Below are 26,326 nucleotides of genomic sequence, written 5' to 3'. Positions count from 1 at the left end.
CGGGTGGGTAAACGGTTGCGAGGAAGAATGACAAAAAATCACCTTTCCAACGGTCTGTTATCGGTTAAAAAGTATCTATCAGGGAGATTACTCGCCATAAAACACAAGTAAACTATAAAAAATAATGATTAACCAACAAAAAACAGACAAACTCTTCATTTTTAATGTTAAAAAAAAGGACAATGAAATTATTGTCCTTTAATCATAGCCTTATGATCAATACAACCACATCACGATGGTATTCAAATCGATTATAACCGGTCCAATCCGAGCACGTCGCGCATATCAAACAAACCTTTATCGTGGCTATTCAACCAAGACGCCGCCCGAACCGCACCGGTGGCAAAAGTCATGCGACTGGAGGCTTTATGGGTGATTTCTACCCGTTCACCGATGTCGGCAAACATGGCGGTATGCTCCCCGACGATATCGCCGGCACGGATGGTGGCGAAGCCTATGCTCTTGGGATCGCGTTCGCCGGTATAACCTTCGCGCGCATAGACGGCGCACTCTTTCAGGTCACGCCCCAGCGCGCCGGCAATCGCCTCGCCCATCGCCAACGCCGTGCCCGAAGGGGCATCCACTTTATGGCGGTGGTGCGCTTCAACAATCTCAATGTCGGTGTAGTCGCCCATCACCTGCGCGGCTTTTTCCAACAGTTTCAGCACCAGGTTGACGCCCACGCTGAAGTTGGCGGCGAACACGATGCCAATCTGCTGGGCAGCCGCGCGGATGGCCTCTTTGCCTGCATCGTCAAAACCGGTGGTGCCGATCACCATCGCCTTGTGATGTTCGACGCAGAAAGCCAGATACGCCAGCGTGCTTTCCGGGCGGGTGAAGTCGATCAGAATATCAAAGTCATCGACGACCTTTTCCAGGCTATCGCTGACGGTAACGCCCAGCCTGCCCACGCCTGCCAGTTCGCCGGCATCGGTGCCGATCAGACTTGAACCCGGGCGCGACACTGCAGCCCCCAACACCACGCCCTGCACCTGATGTACCGCCTGGATCAATTGGCGCCCCATGCGGCCGCCGGAACCCGCAATCGCAATGCGGATTTGTGAATCAGTCATGCTTGCTCTCTTCTTGATTAGACGCCTACTCCATAGGCTATAGGTTTAGGGTAACTGCCCCATCTGATCACCGCCAGAAGATTCATTTCATAATTAGAAAATTATGATATCCCCCGCTTTTCATCAGTAATGTTGTCAATGGGTTAACAACTGGTCAAATAAAAACCGTTTTTTAATTGTACATAATCATGCAAATTTGATGAGAGAAACCTGCATAAAAAAAGGCGCCGCAAAGGGCGCCCAGAAGAACTCGATGACGACTTTCAGCCGGTTAAGGCTGCCACCTCTTCGGCAATCGCCGCCAATGCATCATGACGGGCATAGTCGGCCTGTACCAGCGCCGCGCGCTGCCGATAAACCGGCTGTGACAGGACCTGCTGCACGGCCTGTCGCAGTTGCGCCTCATCCGGCTCGCTGGTATGCAGGTTAATCCCGCAGCCCGCAGCCACCACCCGAGAAGCCGCCTCGAGCTTATCCTCACCGGTACCGGCGACAATCAAGGGCACACCGTGATCCAGCGCGTAGTTGATCGAGCCATAACCGCCATTGGTGATCAACAGCGCCGCCTGCGGCAGCCAGTGCTCGAAAGAGATAAACTCCCGTACTCTGGCGTTGTCCGGCAGTTGCGCCAACACCCCATCAACCGGGCGGCCGCCGGTGGTCGCCAGCACCCGCACCGGTAACCCGGCCAGCGCTTTTAGCGTCGGAACCATCAACTGGTGCAGATCGACATTCGCCAACGTACCCTGCGTCACGATAACCAACGGGCGAGGATCCGTTTCATCCCACTCGCCCCCGCCTTGTTGCGCCGCCACCGCACTGCGCAACGGGCCGATAAATCGCACGCCTGCCGGCAGATCGTCACGCGAATACTCCAGCGCCGGGGTAGCCAGTTGCAAAAAGCGATCGCAGCCGCCTATCAACGCATCCGTGAACGGCCGTTGCAGCGGCCCGCCGCCGGATTGCACCATCGCGGTGTTGAAGCTCTGCTGTACCTCATCGATCAAGGCACGAGTGGCTTCGTCCACCAACTGTTCACGTTGCAGTTCGTGCGGCAACAGCGCCGGGGGAATGCGCGGCCCGTAAAAGATGGAATCTTCGGACGAGAACGACAACGGCGTCACGCCAATACCGATCACCGGCAGGCGCTCGGTGACCTGCAACAGCGGCAATACTCCGTAGAAGCAGTTTTCCACCATCAACAGATCGGTCACCTCGGCGGCTATCGCCGCCCTCAGTTGCCGGTCCAGCAACGGGATCGGCGCGGCGAAGAAATCTTTCAGCGCCAGCGCCATCTGCGCATTGCCCGGTGGTAGCGCGGCGCGTTCGGGAAAATGCTGCTCCAGGTAGCGATAATCGAAATCCACCTGCGCATCGAAAGGCACAAACTGTGCGCCCACCGCTTCGGCGCGTTCGCGGAACAGCGCACCGGTCATCACTCGCACCCGGTGGCCCTGCGCAATCAGGTAACGGGCAATCCCCAGCATCGGGTAAACGTGCCCTGGGGTGGCGACGGCCGCCATCAGTATCCTTGCCATAATGTCCTGTTAAGCCTCTGCGTTGGCCGGCTTCAGCGCCAGGTTGGCGCACACCGGGTTGCTCTGAATATGCACGCGCTGCAGATGACGGGCGGAGCGGGCGGTGAAACCTTCACGGCCGTGCAGCAGCGAGAAGTTATCCGCGACCACCACATCGCCCTGCTGCCACTGGTGGGCGTAATAATGGCGGGGATCGTAAAGATGCTGTTGCAGAGTCTGATGGAAAGCCTCCTGCTCTTCTTGCGGAACGCCATGATATTCAAGCGCATGCTGGTTAAGGAACTTCTTGCCCTCCGTCGGCGGTTCGTTGTAACGCATGATTAACCCGCTGCCGCTCGGATGCGTCACCACCAGCGGCGAACATACCTCGCCGCCATAGTGAACCACTTGCTTGATCCGATAAGAAATGGACACCTTCAGCCACTGGGCCAACAGCGACTCATCGGCATTGGCCAGCAGCCGCGCAGTATCGACAAAGGTGGTGCGCCCGCCCTCATCCTGCGACGGCGCCGCCACGCAGTGGAATAACTGAAACTCCGGAATGGTCGGTTTGTACATGCCATCCCAGTGCAACGGGACGTAGCTGCTGTCGAAAATGTGATCTTTGGCGTCCGGGTGCTCCTTCACGTCCAGCACCGCGCCGAACGGCCACATCATGATCTCTCCCCAACCGCCGGCGTAGCGGGTCAACACCTGAGGATCGGTAAAGCCGGAATCGAAACCGCGCAGCACCAGCAGATGGTGCCTTTGCGCCAGCGCCCGCAGCGCCGCTACCGGCAGCTCGCCGATCTGTTGCCCGGGATGTTGCGGGGTCAGCACTGCACCAAACGGGGTATTCAGTTCAATGCGGCAATTCAGTTGTTGATTGTCCATCGGTGATTCTCCTTGAAGCGAATTTGCTGCTCACACGGCAACCGTGCCGTTAAAACACGCCCGCCAACGCTGCGGGCGTAACGTGGCGTGTTACGCCACCTGAGGCTGTTCGATCAGGTAATAACTTGGCGTGCCGCGGATCGCCACCAGCTCACCCGCCAGCTGCTGCGCGTCTTTGCGCTTCATCAGCACGAACTGGCCGTTGACGTTTGCCGCCACACCGTGCCACGGCGTCAGCCAGTCGTCTTTGGTCGGCATCATATGGATGCCCATTTTCAGGCTGTCGGCGGGTTGCGGGTGGATCGACAGGCGTATCGCCGCCGGGAAATGTTGGGCCAGCAGGTTACCCCAGGCCCAACTGCGCTGTATTACGCCACAGGCGCGCTGTTTGGCGTCTTTCTGCAATGCGGCATTGGAGCCGCTGTAACCCGGCAACTGACTGTCTTCATAAAGAAAACGGGTAATGGCGCGATACAGTTGCAATCCCTGCTCGTCCTGCATCAATTGCTGCTTGATGGCCTCCTCCGGTTCGGCGTAGCCGTCGACCAGCAGTTGACGCAGCAGGTCATAGTCGTCGGTATGTTCCGCCAGCCCTTCGACGTCACCCAGGTTGAACACGCTCAGGTGCGTCGCCCCCACCTCGTGCAACAGATTTTCAATTTCGCGCTGATAATGGTTGATGGCATCGTCGCTGACGCGGATCAAATCACCGAACACATGGCCATCAGAGCAGATCACGATATGCGCCCCCGGCGGGTAATAAAGCTGGATGCGCTGACACAGAGAATTAAGGAATATCAACGATAGTCGTTCCGCCATATCGGGCGTCGCGCCGATCACTTTATTGGTATTGGGTGATTTTGTCGGGAAGGCCGGCAGCACAAATTCGATGCGCTGATTGTTTGCAATGAATGCCCGGATACGCGGCAATTGCACCTGAGAAACGACCTGCTCCTCCTCAGTATTTGAGGTTTCAAGGCCGGGAAAGCGACGCCGATATTGTAATAACTCATGGAGGATTTTTAATGACACGGTTTCAATATGGGCAATATCCACAATTAACTCCTGTTCAGATGTGGCATAAGAATTTTATTCGCAAACGCAATAAGACTTATCAAAAAGAGGAATGACGCGCAGGCAATAAGTCTCACCGTGCGTTTATCTGCTTCAGGCAATATAGAAGAGATAATGCTATATTATTAGCCCTTATAATTTACAATCTTGGTTAAGTTGAACTTAACAAACTATGAGTAATATTCTAAAACGCATGGCTATTTTTTCTAAAGTTGTCGATTGCGGCGCATTCAGCATGGCAGCCAAAGAATTAGGCATTACCACCTCAGCCGTCAGCCAGCATATCCGCCAGCTGGAAAACGAACTGGGCATTCAATTACTTCTGCGCTCTACTCGCTCACTGAGCCTGACAGAAGCCGGACAATGTTTTTATGAGGATTGCGTGTTGATGATCCATGCCGCAGAACGGGGTCAACAGCGTATTGCCGCGCTGCGCGGCGAACTGGCCGGAGAACTGCGCGTCGCCACCTCCACGGAATTCGCCACCCATTATCTGGTACCGGCGTTGCAAAGCTTTCTGGATGACCACCCGCGCATCACGCTGCGGCTGGAAATCCATGACGAGAAAATCGACCTGATAGGCCAACGGATAGATCTGGCGATCCGCGGCGGCGTGCTGGCCGACTCCAGCTACGTCTCCACCCGCCTGGCGCGCTTTCGCGAAGTGTTGTGCGCTTCTCCGGCCTACCTTGACGAGCACGGCGTGCCGGAGTCTCCACAGGCCTTAACCCGCCATCAATGGGTCACCTTCACCCCTTTGGGAAACCCGCAGTTTGTTCGGCTGAACCACGCGAGTGGCGATGAGCACCGGTTGCGCATGACCGGGCGTTTATTTACCAATAACGGCATGGCGATGAAAGAATTGGCGCTGGCCGGCAAGGGGATTATCCGTAATTTCTTTGTCAATGTTGAACGTGAATTACGCAGCGGTGATTTAGTGGAAGTGTTGCCTGAATGGCGATTACCGGAGATTAATTGCTATGCGATTATGCCCCGCCGTGACAGCCAGCCATTAAAAGTTCGCCGTTTGCTGGAACATATGAAAATCCATTTAAAAGAAAAAGAACAACATTCCGTAGACCAGTTACGCACTTAATTAAATAAGAAGTGTCTGTAACACCAATTATTTTAGTTTTTTAACTTTCCAGCCGATTGCTGACCAGCACCAGAGCGTTATTTTTTAGATTGCAGCCTAATGATATTATCCTTAATGACTTTATTTCCGCTAATATAATCATTCTTGCAGAGTTAATTCAAATAGTCAGAACGAATTTGGCTTTAAGTAACAGAAAATTTGAATCAGCTCTTCTCAATTTTGCTATTTCTCCCGCAGCGTATCCCCAAAATGCAAAACGGGGAGCCATAGCTCCCCGCGGTAACACTTTTGCCAAAAAGCTTATTCTACCTGTCTGATATCAACACGCAGCTCTTTCGGCACTTCAAATACGATATTCTCTTCACGGCCGCTGACTTCATGCACATCCACACCGCCCATCGCTCTCAGGCGGCTGATGACATCCTGGACCAGCACGTCCGGCGCCGAAGCGCCGGCAGTCACGCCGATGTTGCGGGCGTTTTTCAGCCAGGCTTCCTGAATATCCGCCGCAGAATCGATCAGGTACGCCGGCTTGCCAACGCGCTGAGCCAGTTCGGCCAGACGGTTGGAGTTGGAAGAGTTTTTCGACCCGACCACAAGCACCACGTCCGCGTCACCGGCCAGATTGCGCACCGCTTCCTGACGGTTGGTGGTGGCGTAGCAGATGTCGTCTTTGCGCGGCCCGATAATGCTCGGGAAACGCTGGCGCAGGGCGTCGATCACTTCTGAGGTGTCATCCACCGACAGCGTGGTCTGCGTCATAAAGCACAGGTTGCTTTCGTCCTTCACCTGCAGTTTCCACACGTCTTCCGGCGACTCCACCAGATACATGCCGCCCTTCGGGTTGCTGTACTGGCCCATGGTGCCTTCCACTTCCGGATGGCCGGCATGGCCAATCAGGATCGCTTCGGTACCCCGGCGGCTGGCTCGCGCCACCTCCATATGCACCTTGGTCACCAACGGGCAGGTCGCGTCAAACAGCATGGTCAGATCACGGGCTTTGGCTTCTGCCCGTACTGCCTGCGAAACCCCGTGCGCCGAGAAGATCAGAATCGACCCGTCCGGCACTTCGGCAATCTCTTCGATGAACACGGCCCCGCGCTCACGCAGGCTGTCCACCACGTAGCGGTTATGCACCACTTCGTGACGCACGTAGATAGGCGCGCCGTAAATTTCCAGCGCGCGCTCAACGATACTGATCGCACGATCAACCCCGGCGCAAAAACCGCGTGGGTTAGCCAGCAATATTTGCATGCGTCTCCTCCTGCTGCGGGTCAATCTCCAGCACTTCGATATCGAAGCTCACCGGATGGCCCGCCAACGGATGGTTGAAATCAACGGTAATCGACTCTTCCGCTACTTCACGCACCACACCCGGCATTTCGCTGCCGTCGATGGCGGTAAACAGCATGATGGTGCCCACGTCCGGCACCCCGGTTTCCGCGAAATCACGGCGTGAGAAGAACTGGACCAGATCCGGATTCTCTGCGCCGAACGCCGCTTCCGGCTGCAGGGTAAAGGCGCATTTATCGCCCGCACGCAGGCCGAGCAGTTGCTCTTCCAGCGGTGCCGACAGGCTGCCGTCACCCAGGCGGAACAACGCCGGTTTGCCGTTACCGCGGGTCGACTCTGCGGTTGAGCCGTCTTCCAGTTTCAGCGTGAAATGAACCAATACGGCGCTGTCACCGTTAACCTGAGCCGTCATATTACTCACCTTTACTCTTTGCGCCTTTGCTCGCCGGCGACAGGAAGCCTTCCAGCACAATCATCGCCGCCCCCACGCAGATAAAGCTATCCGCCAGGTTGAAGGTCGGGTAGTGCCAGTTGCCCACATAAAAATCGATAAAATCGACCACGAAGCCGTGCCAAAGACGATCAAACAGGTTGCCTAGCGCACCGCCGATGATAAAAGCATAGGCGATGTTGTTCAGCTTCTGCTGCGCCTGGCTGCGGTACATCATCACCAGCAGCACCGCCACGATGGCGACAGCGATACCGGCGAAGAACCAGCGTTGCCAACCGCCGTGATCGGCGAGGAAGCTGAACGCGGCACCGTAATTGCGCGCATAGAACAGATTGAACGACGGGATCAACGGCTGGGACTGGCCCAGCACGAAGTTACCGAGGATCCACTGCTTGCTGGCAAAATCCAGCACCAGCACCACTACCATCACCCATAGCCAACGCAGGCCGGTCGAACAGATTGGTTTACTCATCAGGCACTTGTTCTCAGGCGTAGTTACGCTTTTCGCCGTCGCCGGCTACGTTGATCACACAGCGGCCACAGATGTCTGCGTGGTCCGCCACCAGGCCGATGTCAGTGGTGTAATGCCAGCAGCGCGGGCACTTCTCGCCTTCTGCAGTACTGAAGGCAATCTTCAGACCTTTCACCAGTTCTGACGCCTGCGCATCCGCCGGCGCATCGGCCAGAGGCGCAACGCGCGCCGCCGAGGTGAGCAGCACGAAGCGCAGTTCGTCTTGCAGGCTAGTGAGGCGCTCAGCCAGGTCGCTGTCGGCATACAGCGTGACCGCCGCTTCCAGAGAACCGCCAAGGCGTTTATCGGCACGCGCTTGTTCCAGCACCTTGTTCACTTCGCCACGCACTTTCAGCAGTTCAGCCCAGAAGGCATCGTTCATGCTTTCGCCTTCGGCCAGACCGAACAGGCCGTCGTACCACTCTTCAGTGAACACGTACTGCGCGCGCTTGCCCGGCAGGAAGCCCCAGATTTCATCGGCAGTGAACGACATGATCGGCGCCATCCAGCGTACCAGCGCTTCCGCGATGTGGAACAGCGCGGTCTGGCAACTGCGGCGGGCGACGCTGTCGCTCTTCGCGGTGTACTGACGATCCTTGATGATATCCAGATAGAAGGAGCCCATCTCGACCGAACAGAACTGCATCAGACGCTGCACCACTTCATGGAAATCGTAGTTGGCGTAAGCCTGCTCGATATCCTGCTGCGCCGCCAGCGCACGGCCGACCGCCCAGCGGTCCAGCACCACCATCTCTTCCGGTGCCACGCAGTCGGTGCTCGGCTCGAACCCGTTCAGGTTGGCCAGCAGGAAGCGCGCGGTATTGCGGATACGGCGGTAAGAATCGGCGGAGCGTTTCAGGATTTCATCGGAAACCGCAATCTCGCCGGTGTAGTCGGTAGACGCCACCCACAAACGCAGAATGTCGCCACCCAGCTTGTTCATCACGTCCTGCGGACTGACGGTGTTGCCGATCGACTTGGACATCTTGCGGCCCTGACCGTCAACGGTGAAACCGTGAGTCAGCACTTCTTTATAAGGCGCTTTGCCCTTCATGGCGGTAGAAATCATCAGTGATGACATGAACCAGCCGCGATGCTGATCGGAACCTTCCAGATACATGTCGGCGCCGTGGCCGTTGAACTCGGGGCGCACGTCCACGACCGAAGAGTGGGTCGAACCTGAGTCGAACCACACGTCCAGGGTATCGGGCACTTTCATGTAGTCGGCAGCGTCAGCACCGAGGATATCGGCCGCGTCCAAATCCCACCAGGCCTGAATGCCGTCCTGCTCAACGCGTTTCGCCACTTCTTCTATCAGTTCTACGCTGCGCGGGTGCAACTGCTCAGTGTCTTTGTGCACAAACAGCGACATCGGCACGCCCCAGGTACGCTGACGCGAAATGCACCAGTCCGGGCGGTTGGCGACCATGGTTTCGATACGTGCCTGGCCCCATTCAGGGATCCACTGCACGCCTTTGATCTCTTCCAGCGACTGCTGACGCAGGCCTTTCTGATCCATGCTGATGAACCATTGCGGGGTAGCGCGGAAGATGATCGGCGTTTTATGGCGCCAGCAGCATGGATAGCTGTGAACCAGTTTTTCCACGTGCAGCAGTGCGCCTTTCTCACGCAACAGCTCAACGATCAGATCGTTGGCCTTGAACACGAACTTGCCGTCCAGCAGCGGGTAGGTGCCGGTCAGGTAGCAGCCGTTCGGCCCCACCGGGTTGGCCACTTCCAGGCCGTATTTCTGGCCGATCACGAAGTCGTCCGGGCCGTGGCCAGGCGCGGTATGCACCGCACCGGTACCGGCGTCCAGCGTGACGTGATCGCCGAGGATTGCCGGCACGTCGAAGCCCATGAACGGGTGTTCGAAGCGCAACAGCTCCAGATCGGCGCCCTTACAGCTGCCCAGCACGGTCCACGCGCTGATGCCGGCGCGTTTCATCACGCTCTCGACCAGTTCGGCCGCCAGGATCAGGCACTGGCCTTCAACCTGTACCAGCTGATAAGCAAATTCTGGGTGCAGCGAGATAGCGCGGTTAGCCGGCAGCGTCCACGGCGTCGTGGTCCAGATCACCAGAGAAACCGGGCCGTTAAAGTGGGTCACGCCAAATTTGGCCGCTACGGCAGCTGCGTCAACCGCGTGGAAAGCCACATCGATTGACGGCGAGGTTTTGTCGTAATACTCAACTTCCGCTTCCGCCAGCGAAGAGCCGCAGTCGGTACACCAGTGCACCGGCTTCGCGCCTTTCAGCAGGTGACCGTTGCTGATGATTTTGCCCAGCGCGCGGATGATGTTGGCTTCGGTTTTGAAGTCCATGGTCAGGTACGGGTGATCCCAGTCGCCCAGTACACCCAGACGGATGAAGTCTTTCTTCTGACCTTCAACCTGCTCAGCGGCGTACTCGCGGCATTTCTGACGGAATTCCGCCGGCGTAAGTTTCTCGCCCGGCTTACCGTACAGCTGCTCTACTTTCAGTTCGATCGGCAGACCATGACAGTCCCAACCCGGAATATAAGGCGAGTCGAAACCGGACATCCCTTTAGACTTGATAATAATGTCTTTGAGAATCTTGTTAACCGAGTGACCAATGTGAATGCTGCCGTTCGCATACGGAGGGCCGTCATGCAAAATGAAGGATTTTTTGCCCTTTTTGGCAGTACGAATCATCCCGTACAGATCCTGTTCATACCAACGTTGCAGCATGCCAGGTTCACGCTTGGCGAGATCGCCGCGCATCGGGAACCCTGTTTCCGGCAAGTTCAGGGTATTCTTGTAGTCACTCATTAGATTCTCGGTTCCGTTTTCGGCTATAGAGATTAAACCGGTGTCTGTAGCCCGAAGAACTTCCGGGCCGTCACCACATCATTGGCGATTTGCTGCTTCAGCGCATCGAGCGAAGCAAAACGCTGTTCATTGCGCAATTTCGCGCGGAGCACCACGTCAATATGGCGCCCGTAAAGATCCATTGTGACATCCAGCAGGTGGACTTCCAGCTGCTGTCGCACACCGGCAACGGTCGGGCGCGTGCCGATATTGGCCACGCCAGGGAGCGGTTCAGAGCCCAGACCATAAACATCCACTGCATAAACCCCTTTCACCGGCGCAACCAGGCGCTTCAGCGGCAGGTTGGCGGTTGGGAAGCCAATGGTGCGGCCCAGTTCATCGCCGTGCACCACCCGGCCAGAAATGCTGTACGGATGGCCCAACAGCGTTTCCGCCTGCGCCAGGTCATCATCGCGCAGCGCATTGCGAATGGCCGTGCTGCTGATACGCTGATCGCCTTCGCGGAAGGTCGGCGTACTGATCACCTCAAAGCCGTATTCTTCCCCGGCTTTTTGCAATAACGGAAAATCGCCCTGGCGGGCTGCGCCAAAGCGAAAATCATCCCCGACCATCAGGAATTTCACGCCAAGCTTTTCCACCAGCAGTTCGGCGACGAACGCCTGGGCGGTGTTGGCGGCGAAACGCGGATCAAACTTGACGCACAGCAGGTAATCTACCCCCGCCTGTGCCAGGTATTTTGCCTTATCACGCAAACGCGTGAGCCGGGCCGGTGCCTTGTCCGCTGCAAACATTTCCAGCGGCTGCGGCTCAAAGATCATGACCATCACGGGCAGACCCAGACGCTGCCCTTCTTGCTTCAGCTGCTCCAGCAACGCCTGGTGACCGCGGTGTACGCCGTCAAAGTTGCCGATGGTGAGCACGCAACCATGGTGACGTGCCCGGATATTGTGAACGCCGCGAATTAGCTGCATAGCTGGCTCAAAACAGTGGAAATCGCCGGATTATACCTTGTACAGCGGTTAAGGTTAACCCGCGATTGGTGCCTTTATGTAATAGACATACCATACCGGAGATAATCTGCAGGTGAAACGCCCAGACCGCAGTTTATCCGGTGCTATAAACGCGATTACCGACTACAGCCAATGGCTTGCGACCACGGCGGCAAATCATTGGCGAATTTTCTCGCGAAAGACTGTATTCCCATGACCGAAGCTGGTAAAATCCTGCGCCATCACAACGTAGCAAGTGCCGCCCGTACAAACGGCGCTTATTTGCACAAATTCATTGACAAACGCAGGCCAAAAGGGCATATTCCTCGGCCTTCGAATTGTCCTCAATAGAATATATTTGGGAGTTGGACCTTGGCTAATATCAAATCAGCTAAGAAACGCGCCGTACAGTCTGAGAAACGCCGCAAGCATAACGCTAGTGGTCGTTCAATGATGCGTACCTACATCAAGAAAGTAGAAGCGGCAATCGTAGCTGGCGACAAAGAAGTAGCACAAAACGCATTCAACGTAATGCAACCAATCGTGGACCGCAAGGCTGCTAAAGGTCTGATCCACAAAAATAAAGCAGCACGTCATAAGTCAAACTTGTCGGCGCGCATCAACGCAATGCAATAAGCATCGTGTTGTCTGCTTGATAAAAAAAACCGGCTCAGGCCGGTTTTTTTACGTCTGCAATACCCGTTCTATCTAGTAAGCAAACAGCGCCGAGAAATCCTTGTTGCACACCCTTTGTACCGCCGGATGCTGGATCATTCGCTCGGCAAAGATGATGTAGTACTCTTCCTGTACGCTATCAATACGCCCAATCTCCACCACGTCATCATCGTTATAAGTGTCCTGCGCATACAGAGTCGGCGCAACGAAGATCGCGTTGTGGTACATGCCAAATGTCTTCATCAGCGCAGCATCATCAAACTCGCCCAGAATTTCCACCTGAATGCCCTGGGTGTTAAACCAGTTGAGCAGTTTACGCCCCAGCATCGAACGGCGGCCGGGTATCAGCAGCTTGCGCTGCTCCAGACAGGCAGGGAACGGCAGGTCCGGCGCCGGCTGGCGGCAGAAGAAGCTAATGCCGCACTCGCCCAGTTTGAGCGAAAACAACCCTTCCTGCTGGCTGGAATCCACCGGGCAGTCTGACAGGATCATATCCAGTTTGTGCTGGCTGAGCTGTTCCAACAGCATCTCATGCGTTGATTCAAAGCAACGCAGGTGGATTTGCTCGTTGTCCACCACTACCGCCGTTTCCAGAACCTGACTCACCAGACGTTTTGAAAGCGCATCGGCTACCCCCACGTCGAACAGCAGATTCGATTCTTTGCGATAGTTGACGATATCCAGCATTTCCTGGCTGAGCATAAACATCTTGTCAGCATAACGGAAAACCAGCTGCCCCAGCTCTGAAGGCACCAGCCCACGCCCCTGACGCTTGAACAGCTTGCCGTCCAAACGTTCTTCCAGCGCCTTGATCTGGCCGGTAATGGTCTGTGGCGTCAGAAACAACGCTTCGGCGGCACCGACCACCGAACCTTCTTTGCAGACCTGCCAGAAGTAGTAAAGGTGATTAAAGTTGATATGCGACATCCTCACGAGGTGCTCTCCTTAACGTTTCGCATCGGCAAAAGGCCTGCCGTGATGAGCGATTAATGTCCTTGTAATGTTTCAGACAACCTGTTGCTGCATTCGTCCTAAACAGAATGGTCGAAGCTGAACATATTTTATACCGAACAGCTCCGACCAGCTATTGTAGTGTGTCCCCATCAACAAGGGATCCCCTAAAGGAGTTATCTGACTCGAGGTAATGACAGACGCAACAGCCCGTATCCCACTACCGCCGCGGTGGTGGAACCCATCAGGATACCCAGCCGCGAGTAGGTGCTTAATGCAACATCCGCATCGCCAAAAGCCAGCGAAGCGATGAAGATCGACATGGTGAAACCAATACCACAGAGCACAGAAACAGCAAACACCTGTTTGAAACCAATTCCTTCAGGCAGACGGGCAATGCCCAACTTCACTGCGAGCAGGCTAAAAGTGAAGATACCCAATGGCTTACCGATAAACAGCCCCGCGGTAATCCCCATCGGCAACAGCGAGACCAGCCCGCTCAGTGACACGCCCTGCAATGAAACGCCGGCGTTGGCAAAGGCAAACAGCGGCAGTATCAGGAACGCCACCCAGGGGTGCAGCCCATGCTCCAGCGTCTCTGACGGCGATGGCCCCTTTTTCACATGCAGCGGTATCATAAAGCCGACGATCACCCCAGCCAGCGTCGCATGCACCCCGGACTTCAGGATCGCCACCCACAACACCAGGCCGACAAGCATATAGAGCGAGGTTTTCCCCACGCCGCGCCAGTTCATCAACGCCAGCACGGCAATGGAAGCCGCAGCCACGCCCAGCGCCGCCATCGACACTTCATGGGTATAGAACAACGCGATAATCACGATCACGCCCAGATCGTCGATAATTGCCAGCGCCAACAGGAACACCTTCAGGCTGGTGGGAACGCGGTTCCCCAACAGCGCCATAACCCCAAGGGCGAACGCAATGTCGGTTGCCGCCGGGATTGCCCAGCCCTGACGGGTGACCTCATCCGCACCGTTGAACATCAAATAAATCAACGCCGGCGCCAGCATACCGCCCAACGCGGCGATCGCCGGAAATACCGCCTTGTCGCGCCCGGCCAATGAGCCTTCCATCAACTCACGCTTAACTTCCAGCCCGACCACCAGGAAAAAGATCGCCATCAGGCCGTCGTTAATCCACAACAGCAAGGGTTTGCCAATCTCCAGCGAGGAGATTTTCACCATGACCGGTAAATCGAGAAAAGCGTGATAAATCCCCTGAGCTGGGGTATTGGCCATGATCAACGCGATAATCGCGGCCACAATCAGGATAATGCCGCCCGCGGCTTCCTGACGTAAAAACTGACGAATAATGTTGGTCACAATACGTCTCTCCACAGCATTGCGAGGCTTAGGAAAACCGCCCCGCAGACAAAGTAATGGAATGAGTATAGACGCCGTTTTAACTCGATAAAACACGTTTATAAATGCTATAAACATCGTAAAAACCGAGCAATAAAAGAGGTAAGTCACATTTTAATGAAGGGTGTTGAGATCCCGAAAGCAATAAAAAACCCCGGATTCGACGCCGGGGTTTTATGCATTACGCTAACGTAAACAGCAGGTTAACGCGTCAGGTCGTCAAAGAACTTTTTCACGCCGTCGAAGAAGGTCTTCGAGCGCGGGCTGTTTTTGTCGCCGGATGGCCCGCCAAGGCTCTCTTCCAGCTCTTTCAACAACTGCTTCTGCTTGTCGTTCAGGTTAACCGGGGTCTCCACCACCACGCGGCACAGCAGGTCGCCCTGACTGCCGCCACGCACAGATTTGACGCCCTTGCCGCGCATGCGGAACAGTTTGCCCGTCTGGGTTTCCGCAGGCACTTTCAGCTTCACGCGGCCATCCAGCGTCGGCACTTCAATCTCGCCGCCCAATGCTGCCATCGCGAAGTTAATCGGCACTTCACAGTACAGGTTATTGCCTTCACGCTCGAAGATCGGGTGCGCCTTTACCTGAACCTGAACGTACAAATCGCCCGCTGGCGCGCCCTGTTCACCCGCTTCGCCCTCACCCGCCAGGCGGATGCGGTCACCGGTATCTACACCGGCCGGGATTTTCACCGACAGCGTTTTGGCTTTCTCTACCCGGCCGTGGCCGTGGCAGCTGTTGCAAGGATCTTTGATGATCTGACCGCGGCCATGACAGTGCGGACAGGCCTGCTGCACGGTAAAGAAGCCCTGGCGCATTTGCACCTGGCCCTGACCATGACAGGTCGGACAGGTCACCGGCGAGCTGCCGGGCTTCGCGCCGCTGCCGTGACAAACGCCACACTCTTCCAGCGTCGGGATACGGATCTCTTTGGTAACGCCACGAACCGCTTCCTCGAGGGAGAGCTCCATGTTGTAGCGCAGATCGGAACCGCGGCTGGCGCGCTGACGGCGGCCACCACCGAAGATGTCGCCGAATACGTCGCCAAAGATATCGCTGAAGTCGGCGCCGCCGCCACCAAACCCGCCACCGCCACCCATGCCGCCCTGTTCAAAGGCTGCATGGCCGTACTGATCGTAGGCCGCGCGTTTTTGAGCGTCGGTCAGAACCTCGTAGGCTTCCTTGACCTCTTTAAATTGGGCTTCGGCGTCTTTCTCCTGGTTGCGGTCAGGATGGTATTTCATCGCCAGGCGCTTATACGCCTTTTTTATCTCACGCTCTTCCGCCGTCTTGGAGACGCCGAGAATCTCGTAATAGTCTTTCTTCGCCATTATTTCTCTTACCCTTAACATGCGTGCACGGGCGTAGAGTTGCCTCGACGCCCGTGCTGGTTTCCAGTAGCGGCCTGACGGCCGTTACGTGCCCGCTTAAGGGCGATTATTTCTTGTCTTTAACTTCTTCGAACTCAGCGTCAACCACGTCGTCGTCTTTCTGCGCCGCGTTGTCAGCACCGGCATCAGCACCTTGCTGAGCCTGCTGCGCCTGAGCCATTTCCAGCAGCTTGCCGGAAACCTGCACCAGCGCCTGGGTCTTGGCTTCGATCTCGGCTTTGTCTTCGCCTTTAACCGCCACTTCCAGATCTTTCAGCGCCGCTTCGATAGCCGTTTTGTCTTCCGCCGGCAGTTTGTCGCCCGCTTCTTCCAACTGCTTGCGGGTGCCGTGGATCAGGTGATCGGCCTGGTTACGGGTCTGCACCAGCTCTTCGAACTTACGGTCAGCTTCGGCGTTCAGCTCGGCATCACGCACCATTTTCTGGATTTCTTCTTCGTTCAGACCAGAAGAAGCCTTGATGGTGATTTTCTGCTCACGACCGGTATTCTTGTCTTTGGCAGACACGTGCAAAATACCGTCGGCGTCGATGTCGAAGGTGACTTCGATCTGCGCCATACCACGTGGAGCAGCCTGGATGCCGTCCAGGTTGAACTGGCCCAGCGACTTGTTATCGTTAGCGCGTTTACGCTCACCCTGCAGTACATGGATGGTTACCGCAGACTGGTTGTCTTCAGCGGTAGAGAACACCTGGCTGTGCTTGGTCGGGATGGTGGTGTTTTTGGTGATCAGCGGAGTCATCACGCTGCCCATGGTTTCGATACCCAGCGACAGCGGGGTAACGTCCAGCAGCAGAACGTCCTTCACATCACCGGCCAACACGCCGCCCTGTACCGCAGCACCTACCGCAACGGCTTCGTCCGGGTTAACGTCTTTACGCGGTTCTTTACCGAAGAAATCAGCCACTTTCTTCTGAACCATTGGCATACGGGTCTGACCGCCCACCAGGATCACATCCTGAATGTCGGAGACCGACAGGCCTGCGTCAGTCAGCGCAACTTTCAGCGGCTCGATAGAACGCGCAACCAGATCTTCGACCAGCGACTCGAGTTTGGCGCGGGTCACTTTGATGTTCATGTGTTTCGGGCCGCTCGCGTCTGCCGTGATGTACGGCAGGTTGACGTCGGTCTGCTGAGCGGAAGACAGCTCAATCTTCGCTTTCTCTGCGGCTTCTTTCAGACGCTGCATTGCCAGCGGATCTTTACGAAGATCCATACCCTGATCTTTCTTGAACTCTTCAACCAGGTAGTTGATCAGGCGGCTGTCGAAGTCTTCGCCACCCAGGTGGGTGTCACCGTTGGTTGCCAGAACTTCGAAGGTTTTTTCGCCGTCAACGTCGTCGATTTCGATAATGGAAATATCGAAAGTACCGCCGCCCAGGTCATAAACCGCGATGGTGCGGTTGCCGACTTCTTTGTCCAGGCCGTAAGCCAGGGCTGCAGCAGTCGGTTCGTTGATGATGCGTTTTACTTCCAGACCTGCGATACGGCCGGCGTCTTTGGTCGCCTGACGCTGTGCGTCGTTGAAGTAGGCAGGTACGGTGATAACCGCTTCAGTTACCGGTTCGCCCAGGTAATCTTCCGCCGTTTTCTTCATTTTCTTCAGCACTTCAGCAGAAATCTGCGGAGGCGCGATTTTCTGGCCTTTCACTTCGATCCAAGCGTCGCCGTTATCCGCGGCCACGATTTGGTACGGCATGATGTCTTTATCACGCTGTGCTTCTTCGTCCTGGAAACGACGGCCAATCAGGCGCTTGATCGCAAACAGGGTATTTTGTGGGTTAGTCACAGCCTGACGCTTAGCCGGCTGACCAACCAGAATCTCACCGTCTTGGGTATAGGCGATAATAGAAGGAGTTGTGCGGTCGCCCTCGGCGTTTTCCAGCACGCGCGCCTTACCACCATCCATAATTGCTACGCAGGAGTTGGTAGTCCCCAGGTCGATACCAATAATTTTGCCCATCTAAACGTCTCCACTAATAAATTCATAATCGGTCAGGTTGCTAACCTATATGCGGGCGATTTTTTGCTTTTCAACTGCCCGCTATCTCAGTCTTTCCCGCGGTCAGCAACTGCGGTTGCAAATAAGATGGGGCCATCCCACTCAGCATCAAGGGGCAAGGTGAAAAAAATTTCTTTTTTATCGTCACTCAGATCATTGTTTCCTGCTCAGGGGATCATTATGATGCCGCGCGCTCTGATGGAAGTTACGGGTTTTTCGGCCATTCAGACCATTTATGAATTTACTTAGCTGTTTCCGTTAATTTTCTGTTATCGCAGAGGACATATGCACACCAACAAGTTGGCAAATCCCGGCCCTCTCGGCCTGATGGGCTTCGGGATGACCACCGTCTTGCTGAACCTGCACAACGCGGGCTTTTTCCCACTGACTTCCGTCATCATCAGCATGGGGATTTTCTTCGGTGGCCTGGCCCAGATTATGGCCGGCCTGCTGGAATACAAGAAGGGCAACACCTTCGGCATGACCGCCTTTATCTCTTACGGCAGCTTCTGGCTGAGCCTGGTCGGCATTCTGCTGCTGCCACGCCTGGGCCTGGCCGAACCGACCGACGCAACCGTGCTGGGCATCTATCTGGCGCTGTGGGGCGTTTTCACCCTGTTCATGTTCTTCGGCACGCTGTGCGCCAATCGTGCGTTGCAATTCATCTTTGCCAGCCTGACGCTGCTGTTCGCCCTGCTGGCGATTGGCAACATCACCGGCAACCACGAGCTGCTGACCTTTGCCGGTTATGAAGGGGTGATCTGCGGCGCCAGCGCCATTTACCTGGCCATGGCGGAAGTGCTCAACGAGCAGTTTGGCCGTACGGTGCTGCCGATTGGCGAAGTGACTGCCAAACGTGCGGAGCCTGTGCCGGCGACGGCGTAATTGTCTTTGGCCTGAAACAAAAAACCCTGCGTCGCAGGGTTTTTTTTTAGCTGTAGGAACCGGCGCGTTGCACCTTGGTTTCGCTGTTTAAATCGCGGTGCAGGTAGATGCCCAGCAGCAGCCCGATACCGGACAACGCCAGTACGTAGTAAGCGGGGGCTAACGGGGTTAACTTCATGATCAGCGTGACAAATATTGGGGTTAAACCGCCAAAAATGGCGTATGCAACATTGTATGAGAACGAAATCCCGGTAAATCGCACTTCCGCCGGAAAGGCCCGCACCATCACGTAAGGCACCGCGCCCACTACCCCCACGCTGAAGCCTACCAGCGCATAACAAGCGAACAGCATTTCCGGGTGTATCCCCACCGTCTGATAGAACAGCCAGCTGCAACCGGCCAGCAATAGACTGCCGACGATAAAGGTTTTGCTGGCGCCAAAGCGATCCGCCGACAGCCCGGCGGCAATGCAGCCGGCAATCAGCATAATGGTGGCAATGCTGTTGGCCTGCAGCGACAGCGCCGGGGCGATGCCAAACTGTTTTTGCAGGTAGGTTGGCGTCATCAGAATGACCACCACGATACCCGCGGACAGCAACCAGGTGAGCAGCATAGAGACCGCCACTTCCTTGCGATGATTAAGCACCACGGATTTTAGCGGCAGCTCCTTGGCCAGCGCTTTGCGTGCCTGCATCTCGATGAAGATGGGCGTTTCCTGCAGCCAGCGGCGCAAATACATCGCCACCAGCCCGAAGATGCCACCGAGCAGGAACGGGATGCGCCAGCCGCCGTCGAGAATAGTCTGTTGGCTCAGGGTGGTGTTGATCACCGTCGCGACCAGCGACCCCAGCAGGATGCCGACGGTCAGGCCGGCGGTCAGCGTGCCACAGGCGAAGCCGATACGGCGGCGCGGCACATGCTCGGCGACAAATACCCAGGCGCCCGGCACTTCACCGCCAATCGCCGCCCCTTGCAACACGCGCATCAGCAACAGTAACAGCGGTGCGGCAATGCCGATATTGGCGTAAGTGGGCAACAGGCCCATCGCCAGGGTCGGTAACGCCATCAGCAGAATGCTCAGGCTGAACATTTTTTTGCGACCAACCCGATCGCCGAAATGCGCCATCACGATGCCGCCCAGCGGCCGGGCCAGATAACCGGCGGCGAAGATACCGAAGGTCTGCACCTGTCGCAGCCATTCCGGCATGTCCGCCGGGAAAAACAGCTCGCCCATCACCGCGGCAAAAAAGACGAAAATGATGAAGTCATAAAACTCCAGCGCACCGCCGAGGGCAGCCAACGTCAGAGTTTTGTAGTCTTGCCGGTTTAACCGGCGATTATTATCGTGAGGCATAGGGTACCGTCGGAAAAGGCTGTAGAAATAAAAGCCGCAGGCTTTCTGTAAACGAATTCTTACTATAGCGGCAAATTATTTTCACACCAGACGCACTGAAGCTAATCTCACAGATCGCTGAAATTTAGAGGTTTATCTCGCGGCGCGCGTTCTTCGGGCGAAATGCTGCTACCACCGCCGCCTGCGTTTCCACATAAGGCCCTTCGAGCAATTGGATGCAATAAGGCACGCTGGCGAAAATGCCGTGCACCACCGTATTGCCCTGCTCATCCTTCACCCCTTCCAGCGTTTCCTTGATCGACTTCGGCTGCCCCGGCAGGTTGATGATCAACGCCTGTTTGCGGATCGCCCCGACCTGGCGTGAAAGAATTGCCGTTGGCACATAGTGTAGGCTGATTTGCCGCATTTGCTCGCCGAAGCCGGGCATCACGCGATCGGCTATCGCCAGGGTGGCATCAGGCGTCACATCGCGCCGGGCCGGGCCAGTACCGCCGGTGGTCAACACCAGATGGCAACCCATCTCGTCCACCAGCTCGCACAGAGTCTGTTCAATAAGCGTCTGCTCATCGGGGATCAAACGGGTTTCCACTTTAAAGGGTGAGACGAGTGCGGCGGTCAGCCACTCTTCCAATGCCGGAATGCCTTTATCCTGGTAAACACCGCCGGAAGCGCGGTCGGAAACAGAAACCAAACCAATACGTAATATGTCCATGCGTAACCTCTACAGCCTGATGGGTTCACTTCCCATCCTGTTATTAATCCTGAGAGTATAAAGTGTCTGCCCTCCGCCGGGCGCGGCGAGCATAAAAAAAGGCGGCCTAAGCCACCTTTTTCGCGCTGATTGCGGTAATTACAGCAGATCGGCGATCATTTTTTCCAGCTTGCCCTGGTCTACGGCAAACTTGCGGATACCGTCGGTCAGTTTCTCAACCGCCATTGGATCCTGGTTGTGCTGCCAGTAGAACTCAGGCTCGGTCAGCGCTGCAGGGCGCGCTTTTACTTCGCCGGTGTAAGCCAGTTTACGTTCCAGTGCGCCTTCGCTCTCTGCCAGTTCTTTCAGCAGAGCAGGGGCGATGGTCAGACGGTCACAGCCGGCCAGCTCGATGATTTCGCCCACGTTACGGAAGCTGGCGCCCATCACTACGGTTTTGTAACCGTGCTCTTTGTAATACTGGTAGATCTCGGTAACGGAAACCACGCCCGGATCTTCGTTTGGCGCGAACTCTTTCTTGTCGCCATTGGCTTTGTACCAGTCGAGGATACGGCCAACGAACGGAGAAATCAGGAACACGCCGGCTTCAGCGCAGGCACGCGCCTGAGCGAAGGAGAACAGCAGGGTCAGGTTACAGTTGATGCCTTCTTTTTCCAGCTGCTCCGCTGCGCGGATGCCCTGCCAGGTAGAAGCCAGTTTGATCAGGATGCGATCGTTGCTGATGCCGGCATCGTTGTACAGTTTGATCAGGCGCTTGGCCTTGGCAACGCTGGCTACGGTGTCGTAGGACAGACGTGCGTCCACTTCCGTGGAGATGCGGCCCGGAACCAGTTTAAGGATTTCCAGACCAATGTTGACGGCCAGCTTGTCGGCGGCATCGGCGATCTGCTGTTCGCGATCGCTGCTCTGCTCGCGCGCCCAGGCAATGGCTTCGTCAATCAGTTTACGGTATTCAGGAATTTGAGCTGCATTGAGGATCAGCGAAGGATTGGTGGTGGCGTCTTGCGGTTGATACAGCTTCATTGCCGCGATATCGCCCGTGTCCGCAACCACAGTAGTGAGCTGGCGCAGGGAAGTTAATTTATCGGTCATGTTGGCATTATCTCATCGTTTGTGCATGAACTTTTGGCATCGTTCAACCATGCCCTGCCCTGATAATAACATGCGCAAGGCCCGGTGCAAGGCTGGAAAATCACGGCCAGACGGCGTTGATTTTTTCCTTGGGCGAGCAACCGTTTACGCAGATATCTTTCGTCATTCCCGAGCTAATGAAAAGGCAATAACGTGCTATCGATGAAATGAATTATGTTAAATTCGCGCCAAATGAGGCGATGGATCCAGAGCCTTGAGACAAATCTCAATTCATCTGAACCCGGCTGAATTCAGCTAAGCTATTGTAAAAACTGACTCAATGTATTTTCACCCGCGGTGTGCGGTAAATCTCATCAAGGAGGGATCCGTGACGGACCTGATAGATTTTATAAACACTGTTTTGTGGGATGCGGTACTGATTTATTTGCTGCTGGGTACGGGCATTTATTTCACCCTGCGCACCCGCTTTATTCAGGTCCGCCATTTCAGCCACATGTTCTCGGTGCTGAAGCACAGCAACAAAAGCGACAGCGCAGGCATCTCCTCTTTTCAGGCGCTGTGTACCACCCTGGCGGCACGCGCCGGTACCGGTAACCTGACCGGCGTGGCGATAGCCCTCACTGCCGGCGGCCCGGGGGCTATCTTCTGGATGTGGGTTGTGGCGTTTATCGGCATGTCCACCTCGTTCGTTGAAAGCAGTCTCGCCCAGCTCTACAAAACCAAAGACGATCAGGGCAATTACCGCGGCGGCCCGGCCTACTATATGGAAAAGGGCCTGGGCATGCGCTGGATGGGCGTGCTGTTCTCCCTTTTCCTGATCATCGCCTTCGGCTTGGTGTTTAATGCCGTCCAGGCCAACACCATCGCCCAGGCTTCCGCTGTGGCTTTCAACGTGAAGCCGCTGCACGTGGGGATCGGCCTGGTGTTGCTGAGCGGCATCGTGATCTTCGGTGGCATCCGTTCCGTCGCGCGCGTGGCCGAACGGGTGGTGCCGCTGATGGCCGGCGCCTATCTGTTGCTGGCTTTCTGGGTGATTGGCCACAATAGTGAGCAGATGTCGACGATCCTAACGCTGGTGCTCAAGAGTGCCTTCGGGCTGCAGGAAGCGGCGGCCGGTGCCGTCGGCTATGGCATTTCGCAGGCGATGGCCCAAGGCGTTCAGCGCGGTCTGTTCTCCAATGAGGCCGGCATGGGCTCCGCGCCCAATGCGGCGGCCTCCGCGTCACCTTACCCCCCGCATCCCGCCTCGCAGGGCTACGTGCAGATGTTTGGGGTCTTCATCGATACTGTCGTTATCTGCAGCGCCACCGCCGCGATCATTCTCTCGTCCGGGGTGCTGGATCAGCCGGCAGCCAGCGTCAGCGGCATCGATATCACCCAACGGGCGCTGTCCGCCGCCGTCGGCAGTTGGGGAGCTCCGTTTGTCGCCGTTGCCATTTTCTTTTTCGCTTTCACCTCGATCATTGCCAACTATGCCTACGCCGAGAGCAATCTGGTGTTCCTTGAACACAACCACCCGGCCAGGTTGACGATTTTCCGCTGCGCGGCGCTGGGCATGGTGATGTTTGGCGCACTGGCCGAGCTGCCGGTGGTGTGGAAAATGGCCGACACCTCGATGGCGCTGATGGCGATCACCAACCTGACGGCGATCCTGCTGCTGTCGCGCGTGGCGCTGAGGCTGGCCAACGACTACCACCGCCAGCGCAAGCTCGGGCAATTACCCACGTTCGACGCGAAGCGTTTTCCCGAGCTGAAATCCCAGCTTGAACCGGGCGTGTGGGATAAAGATTAATTTTATACGGGCGCGTATCACAGCTCTCTTCCTATACCCTATGAATTTCGAGTTGGCCGCTCAAGCCGCATCCATGCGCTCGCGGCATTTGTACATCCCTGTACGGCACAGCCAGGCGGCAAAGTCGCTTACCCCAGGCGCTTACTTGAGTAAGTAACTGGAGTAAGCGCCTGCGGCCAACAACGCTGCAGCTTGAAAGGCGACGGGTATCAGACCCATTGCCCCTTTTTCTCGCGCTTTTTGCTACAGTATCCGCTCTTGGATAAACAGGATCTGGCCATGCTCGTTATTATTTCACCTGCAAAAACCCTTGATTACGCAAGTCCGCTGGCGACAGAACGCTTCACGCAGCCCGAATTGCTGGACAAGTCGAAGCAACTGATCAAAATCTGCCGCGAACTGACGCCGGCGCAAATCTCCAGCCTGATGGGCATCAGCGATAAACTGGCCGGCCTGAACGCCGCTCGCTTCAGCGACTGGCAGCCTAAATTCACCCCAGACACCGCCCGCCAGGCGTTATTGGCGTTTAAAGGCGATGTGTATACCGGGCTGCAGGCGCAGGACTTCAGTGAAGACGACTTTGATTTCGCCCAGCAGCATCTGCGGATGCTGTCCGGCTTATATGGCGTGCTGCGCCCGCTCGATCTGATGATGCCTTACCGGCTGGAGATGGGCATCAGGCTGGAGAATCCCAAGGGCAAAGACTTGTACAGTTTCTGGGGCGAGCAGATCACCAAAAAGTTGAACGAGGCGCTGGAACAACAGGGCGACGACGTGGTGGTCAATCTGGCTTCCGACGAATACTTCAAATCGGTGAAACCGGCCAAACTGCACGGCACGCTGATCAAACCGGTGTTTCTCGACGAGAAGAACGGCAAATATAAGGTGATCAGTTTCTACGCAAAAAAAGCGCGTGGGCTGATGAGCCGCTTTATCATCAAAAACCGCCTGACGCAGCGCGAACAACTGCTTGGTTTCAATCTGGAAGGCTACGTCTTTGATGAAGCCGACTCCAAAGGCAATGAACTGGTCTTCAAACGCCCCGAACAGTAAAAAGAACGCAAAAAAAAGCCGTCGCAATGACGGCTTTCGTTTTTAGGCTGAGCGGTTTCAGGCCGGCAGAGCCATCAGGAATTTACGCAACTCGGCGAAACCGGCCGGCAGGCTGTGGGACAGCAGCGGCAAATCGGCACGCAGTGCCAGCGCCTTCGGCAGCGGCAGTTCCTGGCCGAGGATCTCTTCTACGCTCTCTTTGAACTTGGCCGGATGCGCGGTGCCGAGGAACAAACCAAACTCCCCTTCCCGCAGTTGATCGCGCAGAGCGCGGTAAGCAATCGCGGCATGCGGTTCTGAAAGATACCCCAATTGCGCCAGCTCCCGCATGGTGTCCCTGGTGGTTTCATCGCTCACCGTAGCGTGGCCCAGATCTTTCAACTGCCAGATTTTACGACGGAACAGCTCTTCCACCCGCGGCCAGTTGTTCGGCTGGCTTACGTCCATCGCATTCGACAGCGTCGCGACCGTAGCCTGCGGCTGCCACTGACCGTTGGTCAGGAAGCGCGGCACGGTATCGTTGGCATTGGTGGCAGCGATAAAACGCTTCACCGGCAGGCCCAGCGACTTGGCCAGCAGACCGGCGGTCAGATCGCCGAAGTTGCCGCTTGGCACCGAGATCACCAGTTGATTGCGCGCTTCCTGCGGCAATTGCGCCACCGCTTCGAAGTAGTAGCAAATCTGCGCCAGCAGGCGGCTGATATTGATGGAGTTTGCCGAGTTCAGGTGCAGCGCCTCTTTCAGCTCCTGATCGTCAAAGGCCTGTTTCACCAGCGCCTGGCAAGCATCGAAGTCACCGTCGATCGCCACGGTGTGGATATTGCCACCCAGGGTGCAGAACAGTTTTTCCTGCAGCGGGCTGATTTTGCCCTGCGGATACAAGATGACCACGCGTACGTTCTTCAGGCCGTAGAAAGCGTGCGCTACAGCGGCGCCGGTATCGCCGGAGGTCGCCGTCAGGATAGTCACCGGCTGATCGCCCGCCACTTCCGCCAGCATCTGTGCCATAAAGCGGCCACCGAAGTCTTTGAACGCCAGCGTCGGGCCGTGGAACAGCTCCAGACAGGCAATGTCGTCTTCTACTTGCGCAACCGGCGCAGGGAATTCAAACGCCGCCGCCACGCGCTTATGCAGCGCCTCTTCCGACACTTCATCGCCGATAAACGCCGACAGGATACGGGTGCTGCGGGTGACAAAGTCCTGCTCCAGCAGGTGATCGATTTCGGTCAGTTCAAACTCCGGCAGCTCCAGCGGGAAAAACAGCCCTTGCTGTTTGCCCAGGCCCTGTTTGATCGCCTGCGCGAAGCTGACCTGCTCGTTGTGATCCTTAAGGTTGTACAGTTTCATG

The 26,326-nt window shown here is 56.2% G+C and carries 22 protein-coding genes; 5 read left to right on the top strand and 17 right to left on the bottom strand.

What is annotated here, in order from left to right; translation table 11 throughout:
- Positions 1-251 precede the first annotated feature (251 nt).
- From dapB to pvcA, 4 genes are all read right to left on the bottom strand, one after another.
- Entirely contained in the window at positions 252-1,073 is an 822-nt protein-coding gene (gene dapB, locus SERAS12_RS03300; protein ID WP_013811457.1) for a 4-hydroxy-tetrahydrodipicolinate reductase, read from the bottom strand.
- A 263-nt stretch (positions 1,074-1,336) separates the two neighbouring features.
- A complete protein-coding gene (locus tag SERAS12_RS03295; RefSeq protein WP_013811456.1) occupies positions 1,337-2,596 on the bottom strand; it encodes a glycosyltransferase in 1,260 nt (419 codons plus the stop codon).
- A 24-nt stretch (positions 2,597-2,620) separates the two neighbouring features.
- On the bottom strand, positions 2,621-3,484 hold the full coding sequence (locus tag SERAS12_RS03290; protein ID WP_013811455.1) for a TauD/TfdA family dioxygenase: 864 nt from the start codon (positions 3,482-3,484) through the stop codon (positions 2,621-2,623).
- Positions 3,485-3,574: 90 nt separating this feature from the next.
- Positions 3,575-4,540 (bottom strand): L-tyrosine isonitrile synthase, encoded by a 966-nt coding sequence (gene pvcA, locus SERAS12_RS03285; protein ID WP_013811454.1) that lies wholly within the window; start codon positions 4,538-4,540, stop codon positions 3,575-3,577.
- A gap of 190 nt (positions 4,541-4,730) precedes the next feature.
- On the opposite strand from pvcA, the gene SERAS12_RS03280 reads away from it, so the two are divergent.
- On the top strand, positions 4,731-5,654 hold the full coding sequence (locus SERAS12_RS03280) for a LysR family transcriptional regulator (RefSeq protein WP_013811453.1): 924 nt from the start codon (positions 4,731-4,733) through the stop codon (positions 5,652-5,654).
- Between the two features lie 300 nt (positions 5,655-5,954).
- On the opposite strand, the gene ispH is transcribed toward SERAS12_RS03280, so the two are convergent.
- From ispH to ribF, 5 genes are read right to left on the bottom strand one after another with little or no spacing between them, the layout of a single operon-like run.
- A complete protein-coding gene (ispH, locus tag SERAS12_RS03275) occupies positions 5,955-6,908 on the bottom strand; it encodes a 4-hydroxy-3-methylbut-2-enyl diphosphate reductase (RefSeq protein WP_013811452.1) in 954 nt (317 codons plus the stop codon).
- A complete protein-coding gene (gene fkpB, locus SERAS12_RS03270; RefSeq protein WP_013811451.1) occupies positions 6,889-7,359 on the bottom strand; it encodes an FKBP-type peptidyl-prolyl cis-trans isomerase in 471 nt (156 codons plus the stop codon). The genes ispH and fkpB overlap by 20 nt, the downstream gene beginning before the upstream one ends.
- Position 7,360: 1 nt before the next feature.
- Positions 7,361-7,870, bottom strand: coding sequence for a signal peptidase II (gene lspA, locus SERAS12_RS03265; RefSeq protein WP_004950035.1), 510 nt, complete (start codon positions 7,868-7,870; stop codon positions 7,361-7,363).
- A gap of 13 nt (positions 7,871-7,883) precedes the next feature.
- Positions 7,884-10,700: an isoleucine--tRNA ligase gene (ileS, locus tag SERAS12_RS03260; protein WP_013811450.1), complete on the bottom strand. Its 2,817-nt coding sequence runs from the start codon at positions 10,698-10,700 to the stop codon at positions 7,884-7,886.
- 32 nt (positions 10,701-10,732) lie between these two features.
- Positions 10,733-11,671, bottom strand: a complete 939-nt coding sequence (ribF, locus tag SERAS12_RS03255; RefSeq protein ID WP_013811449.1) for a bifunctional riboflavin kinase/FAD synthetase — start codon at positions 11,669-11,671, stop codon at positions 10,733-10,735.
- A gap of 390 nt (positions 11,672-12,061) precedes the next feature.
- Between ribF and rpsT the strand changes: the two genes are divergently transcribed.
- Positions 12,062-12,325, top strand: a complete 264-nt coding sequence (rpsT, locus tag SERAS12_RS03250) for a 30S ribosomal protein S20 (protein ID WP_006317535.1) — start codon at positions 12,062-12,064, stop codon at positions 12,323-12,325.
- Positions 12,326-12,397: 72 nt separating this feature from the next.
- Here rpsT and nhaR read toward each other — a convergent pair whose 3' ends face one another.
- The 4 genes from nhaR to dnaK all read right to left on the bottom strand — a co-directional run bounded on the left by nhaR (position 12,398) and on the right by dnaK (position 18,051).
- Positions 12,398-13,297, bottom strand: a complete 900-nt coding sequence (gene nhaR, locus SERAS12_RS03245; RefSeq protein WP_004950031.1) for a transcriptional activator NhaR — start codon at positions 13,295-13,297, stop codon at positions 12,398-12,400.
- A 194-nt stretch (positions 13,298-13,491) separates the two neighbouring features.
- A complete protein-coding gene (gene nhaA / locus SERAS12_RS03240; RefSeq protein WP_013811448.1) occupies positions 13,492-14,658 on the bottom strand; it encodes a Na+/H+ antiporter NhaA in 1,167 nt (388 codons plus the stop codon).
- 242 nt (positions 14,659-14,900) lie between these two features.
- Positions 14,901-16,031, bottom strand: coding sequence for a molecular chaperone DnaJ (gene dnaJ / locus SERAS12_RS03235; protein WP_013811447.1), 1,131 nt, complete (start codon positions 16,029-16,031; stop codon positions 14,901-14,903).
- Between the two features lie 106 nt (positions 16,032-16,137).
- A complete protein-coding gene (gene dnaK, locus SERAS12_RS03230) occupies positions 16,138-18,051 on the bottom strand; it encodes a molecular chaperone DnaK (RefSeq protein ID WP_013811446.1) in 1,914 nt (637 codons plus the stop codon).
- Positions 18,052-18,375: 324 nt separating this feature from the next.
- Here dnaK and satP point away from each other — a divergent pair, with 324 nt between their 5' ends.
- Complete coding sequence (gene satP / locus SERAS12_RS03225; RefSeq protein ID WP_013811445.1) at positions 18,376-18,975, top strand: acetate uptake transporter; 600 nt, start codon at positions 18,376-18,378, stop codon at positions 18,973-18,975.
- A gap of 46 nt (positions 18,976-19,021) precedes the next feature.
- Here satP and SERAS12_RS03220 read toward each other — a convergent pair whose 3' ends face one another.
- The 3 genes from SERAS12_RS03220 to tal form a co-directional block, all read right to left on the bottom strand.
- Positions 19,022-20,329: an MFS transporter gene (locus SERAS12_RS03220; protein ID WP_013811444.1), complete on the bottom strand. Its 1,308-nt coding sequence runs from the start codon at positions 20,327-20,329 to the stop codon at positions 19,022-19,024.
- Between the two features lie 124 nt (positions 20,330-20,453).
- The gene (mog, locus tag SERAS12_RS03215; protein WP_013811443.1) at positions 20,454-21,041 is read right to left on the bottom strand and encodes a molybdopterin adenylyltransferase; all 588 of its coding nucleotides are present in this window, start codon (positions 21,039-21,041) and stop codon (positions 20,454-20,456) included.
- A 138-nt stretch (positions 21,042-21,179) separates the two neighbouring features.
- Positions 21,180-22,133 (bottom strand): transaldolase, encoded by a 954-nt coding sequence (gene tal, locus SERAS12_RS03210; RefSeq protein ID WP_013811442.1) that lies wholly within the window; start codon positions 22,131-22,133, stop codon positions 21,180-21,182.
- A 367-nt stretch (positions 22,134-22,500) separates the two neighbouring features.
- Here tal and SERAS12_RS03205 point away from each other — a divergent pair, with 367 nt between their 5' ends.
- Together SERAS12_RS03205 and yaaA are read left to right on the top strand one after the other, a co-directional pair.
- The gene (locus tag SERAS12_RS03205) at positions 22,501-23,925 is read left to right on the top strand and encodes a sodium:alanine symporter family protein (RefSeq protein WP_013811441.1); all 1,425 of its coding nucleotides are present in this window, start codon (positions 22,501-22,503) and stop codon (positions 23,923-23,925) included.
- Positions 23,926-24,204: 279 nt separating this feature from the next.
- Positions 24,205-24,978: a peroxide stress protein YaaA gene (gene yaaA, locus SERAS12_RS03200; protein ID WP_013811440.1), complete on the top strand. Its 774-nt coding sequence runs from the start codon at positions 24,205-24,207 to the stop codon at positions 24,976-24,978.
- 57 nt (positions 24,979-25,035) lie between these two features.
- Here the strand turns inward: yaaA and thrC are convergent, their stop codons facing one another.
- Complete coding sequence (gene thrC, locus SERAS12_RS03195; protein ID WP_013811439.1) at positions 25,036-26,325, bottom strand: threonine synthase; 1,290 nt, start codon at positions 26,323-26,325, stop codon at positions 25,036-25,038.
- Position 26,326 lies beyond the last annotated feature (1 nt).

It is taken from the genome of Serratia sp. AS12, from assembly GCF_000214195.1.
GTDB lineage: Bacteria > Pseudomonadota > Gammaproteobacteria > Enterobacterales > Enterobacteriaceae > Serratia > Serratia plymuthica.
Note: the sequence above shows the minus strand (reverse complement) of the source record. Positions and strands in the feature narration are given on the sequence as shown.